This is a genomic window from Macellibacteroides sp., from assembly GCF_050251695.1.
GTDB lineage: Bacteria > Bacteroidota > Bacteroidia > Bacteroidales > Tannerellaceae > Macellibacteroides > Macellibacteroides fermentans.
In genome coordinates this window covers 1-4,506 of the sequence record NZ_JBFWMI010000149.1, presented here as the reverse complement: position 1 = coordinate 4,506, position 4,506 = coordinate 1, and the positions used below count along the sequence as shown (strand labels likewise).

The following is a 4,506-nucleotide window of genomic DNA, read 5'->3' as shown; positions in this document are numbered from 1 at the left end:
AGTACTTAAAGGCCGCTCCATTAAATCCATCCCAATAAAAGACATGGAGCAAGTTCCGGTCTTCGACTGGAGAGAGATAAAAAAATGGGACTTGAATATTAAAGATCTTCCTAAAAATACGCTTATCGCCCACATGCCGTTTTATGAGAAATATAAAATACCACTGCAAACCGGAGGAGGCATTGTATTTGTTTTTATTTTAGTTGCCATCACTCAACTAATACTTCTATATAAAGAAGAAAGCAGACAGAAAAAAGATACGCTGCATAAGTTACTTAAACAAGGTAAAGAGCTTGAACTGTCGCTTAAATCAATACCAGAAGGTGTAATATCATTAGATTTAGCCAATTGTGTATTAACAATAAACAAAGCTGCCATGCAGTTTTTGAAATTGAAAGGAGATGCCACCTCCTACATAGGAGCAAACCTTTTCACCTTACTGGATATTCATCTTCCAGGTAATACATATTATCTACAAGAAATGATCTTATCTACAAAAGGAAAAGAAAAGAACCTCTCATTTGATAAAGCTGCCTATATCAAATCTCCAAATGTAAAAGATTTTCCTATTAAAGGAGACATCGCAGGAATTTACAGAGATGGTATTGCCTATGGAACCGTTATTACATTTACAGATATCTCCAACGAACTGATTCAAAACGAACTGATGGATATTGCTATGAATAATGGTAGTATTTTTACCCTTCGAATACCCGAAAACCATGAAGGAATTAACTTTAGTCCCCTGTTCTTCAGTCATTATCAAATTTATGACGATGGGAGTCATCTAATTAGCAACGACGAATTCATTAAACTGCTTCACCCGGATGATGTTGAACTCTTCCATGATTTGATAAGTTCGGATTACTATCTGGAGACTAAGATTGCTTTTAAAGCCCGTATTAATGTAAATAATAAGGGATATAACTGGTTTGAATTCCGTTTATCATCCATGTACGATCCCAAAGCGAGTACGAAGAAATTCATTTTTGGAATAGTAATTGATATCCAGTCGTATAAACAGACGGAAGAAGAACTTGTAGCAGCCCGGGATAAAGCAAAGCAATCGGATGCACTTAAAAGTGCCTTTCTTGCAAATATGAGTCACGAGATTCGCACGCCTCTAAATGCTATTGTTGGATTCTCAAACCTGCTAACCTGTGATGATGAATATGACCAGGAAGATAGACTTATCTTTATTGACGCAATAAACAACAACTGCAGATTGCTTTTGGCTCTTATATCAGACATCCTGGATCTGGCACGGATTGAAAGTGGATCCATGCTCTTTAAGAATATCCGCTGCGAAGTGAACGAATTGATTGAGCAAATTATTAATACACATCAGGTAATTATACCATCCAATCTGCGCTTGATAAAGGAGGTGCCTAATGAAACATCAATTCTGATGATTGACTGTATCCGACTGAATCAGGTGATAACAAACTTGATAAACAACGCCATCAAGTTTACAACTAAAGGTTATATTAAAGTTGGCTACACGAAAGAAAAAGAGGGATATCTCAAATTCTTTGTGGAAGATACAGGCCGGGGTATTGCCGAAGAAGATCTAAACAATGTATTTGACCGGTTCTATAAGAAAAATGAATTTACTCAGGGAGCCGGGCTGGGATTATCGATTTGCAAGGTAATTGTAGATAGGTTCAATGGCACCATTCAAGTAACATCCAAGCAAGGAGAAGGAACACGCTTTGAAGTTCGCATACCCGATCAGGATGCTGCTTCCTATGAAATGGATGGCATCGTACCCAACTGCGATAAAGGAGTCAAAGACTACAGTCAACAGATACAAGTAACCAATCAACCAAAGAATGGCTTATCAACGATCCTGATTGCCGAAGATGAAGATAGTAACTTTCTGTTGGTTAAAACCATTCTTAAGAATAAGTATCAATTGATCAGAGCTAAGAACGGCAAAGAGGCAATTGATATATTCAGAAGAGAAAACATTGATTTGATTCTGATGGATAATAAGATGCCTGTTATGTCGGGGCTTGATGCTCTTACAATCATAAGAAAAGAATCAAATACAATCCCGATCATTATGCTTTCGGCCTATGTATTTGATTCCGACATTGAAACAGCCAAAAAAGCCGGAGCATCAGAGTATCTATCCAAACCCGTAGATGTAAAACTACTGAATGAAACCATTGCGAATTTTCTAAGCTAAAAACTTTAGCCTATCATCTTTCGCCATAAGTTAATTGCCATTTATCGAGCATTTTAAAATCAAGCTCTTTTAACCCTATTTTCCAGAAAGGAATCGGATCATCATGATCTCCCAGATACATACGGTCGCGTACCTTAAATGCCGGCTGTGTAAGCGCAAAAGAAGAATCAGATTGTGATGTGCTTACACCGCCTAAATCAAGAACAGTGTGAAATACACTGTTGGTGCTTACAGGCGCTGACTGATGATTTACTGCCGATCTGTATTTTTCGGGCCATTCTGTTCTGAATACATCCGAAAACCAGATAATATAAGGTATATGGAGCTGGTAGTAAGTTGGAATTGGCGATGCATGCAAATATCTGGCACGCGCATCGTCAAAAATATCTTCTCCGTGATCAGACAGATACACCAACGATGTGCAGTCGCCGGTTTGTTTAAGCTTCGAGATAAGTTCGGATAAAATATAATCTGTATAAAGTATCGAGTTATCGTAAGCATTGCGCATTTCTTTTTTATAAGCAGCACGTATTCCGGCCACTTTATCAGGCTTAAACATACTAAACTCCTTTGGATATCTTTCATGGTAATTGAAATGAGATCCATAGGTATGAAGCACAATAAATAAATTGCCTGTATTTTCCTTAATTGCTTTATCTACATAAGGCAGAACGGCCCCGTCGTGCAAAGAGGTTAGAAGACTGCCTGTTTTGAAAGAGCTGAGATCAATAAATTGATCGGCTTCACGATAAAAAGCACCGATCATGGAGGTGGTAAGCTTCTGATTGGCAATAACAACTGTTTTATATCCAGCCTCTTTAAAGGCAGTCACAATACTTTTCTGACTGTATATCACCTCATAGTTCTCGGCCGAAGCTGCCGAAAGAATAATGGGTACACTCTTATGAGTATTATTAGATTGAGTAATTACATCGGTAAAATGCACCAATCCATCCTGTTTACCTAGCCGAGGAGTCGTTTCTCTTTCGTAGCCATACAAACTCCATTCCATCGCCCGGGAGGTTTCTCCTACAACAAGCACTACAATTTCCCTTTTAGAAGATGTTTCATCTTTCTTTGCATTAAATGTAAAATGGGCCGAAGTTTCATGGTATCTTTTGTTTTTACCGGCTTTCTCTATTGCAAAATAAAGATTATAAAGAGCATTGACCGGATAAACATCCTTTTTAAAAGAGACTTCCTGTTCTCTATCGGGTGTTAATACATAGGAGGTTCCTCCTGCTATAAAAATTGCCAAGGCCACTAAAGCCCACTTCTTTCTAAAACTTTGCGACAATTTATCTTTCAGTCGCACAGAGCGATACGCAAGATACAATGTGGGCAATGTATATAAAAAGAAAACACAGAGGATAATTACCAATATATTTCCGACCAATTCGCCTGCTTCCGAAGCATTCGAACTGGTAAGGTTTAAAAACATATCTACGGCAACAACCGATTCTCCGAAAAGATAAAGCAGAATAAGTTGTCCCCCATCCAGAACAAACTTGGGAAGAAGCAGCCACACCATTATTCCAGGCTTTTTGAATACCAGCAACAGCCACATAACACAAGCCAGAGGGATTAAGATAGCTGCAATTCCTACTGTGATAGAGAATGGCTCCGTAACAAAAAAAACCAGATTTGGGACAATAAGCAACAGGGAGAATAAGAAATACAGATGCTCCTGACTTACAATCCAACGAACAATTTTTGAGAAATGGGCCATATATTCAACTACTTACAATTCAAAACACCTATTAAAACCTTTATTATAAAAAATAAAACCAGCAAATGTAATCAAATTTAAACACTAACAAGCTATTAAGTATTAATTAAAAGCGGCTATTTTATTAATTGTTCCGACAAACTCTTCGTTAGTAAGCATAATGGAAGGCTCCCTAAAATTAACATAGTCTTCAAAATAGTCGCTGGCCACGTCGGCAACCAGTTCCGAGCCATCCAATCCGAATGATGTAACTATATTTTCTACCTTGCTTCGAATTCGGCGGATCACATCCAGTCTTTCCTGGTAGCGATCCGGCTTTTCATTACCGGTAATATGTTCGTTTTTTGCTATCAGATACATAACTGTATAAAACTTGTCCACATCTCCAAACAGCGGAATAAATTGTTGTTTAGTTTCATCGGGTAATCCCGCCAGTAAAGCTTGTACTTTTGTCATTTTAATCAAATTATCATTTAAGGGTGCAAACCTACATAAAAAAGTTCATTTTAGCCATATGAAGCAGTCGGATAGCTTCCATCTAAATTTATCAAAACTACAGTAATGAATACTAATTTCCATCAATTAT

Annotated in this window: 3 protein-coding genes; 1 reads left to right on the top strand and 2 read right to left on the bottom strand. The window is 37.7% G+C overall.

The genetic code is table 11. The features are described 5' to 3' along the window. On the top strand, nt 1-2,191 hold a 2,191-nt coding region (locus AB7E53_RS14195), incomplete at its 5' end, for an ATP-binding protein (RefSeq protein WP_446776413.1). A 13-nt stretch (nt 2,192-2,204) separates the two neighbouring features. On the opposite strand, the gene AB7E53_RS14190 is transcribed toward AB7E53_RS14195, so the two are convergent. Continuing rightward, nucleotides 2,205-3,920 carry a sulfatase-like hydrolase/transferase gene (locus AB7E53_RS14190; RefSeq protein ID WP_446776411.1) on the bottom strand — a complete coding sequence of 572 codons (1,716 nt, stop codon included), beginning with the start codon at nt 3,918-3,920 and terminating at the stop codon, nt 2,205-2,207. 102 nt (nt 3,921-4,022) lie between these two features. Next, on the bottom strand, nt 4,023-4,376 hold the full coding sequence (locus AB7E53_RS14185) for a hypothetical protein (RefSeq protein WP_079682991.1): 354 nt from the start codon (nt 4,374-4,376) through the stop codon (nt 4,023-4,025). Between the last annotated feature and the right edge of the window lie 130 nt (nt 4,377-4,506).

Excerpts from the sequence above, each read along its gene's own strand:
- AB7E53_RS14190 (WP_446776411.1), bottom strand. The coding sequence starts at position 3,920 with ATGGCCCATTTCTCAAAAATTGTTCGTTGGATTGTAAGTCAGGAGCAT.
- AB7E53_RS14185 (WP_079682991.1), bottom strand. The coding sequence starts at position 4,376 with ATGACAAAAGTACAAGCTTTACTGGCGGGATTACCCGATGAAACTAAA.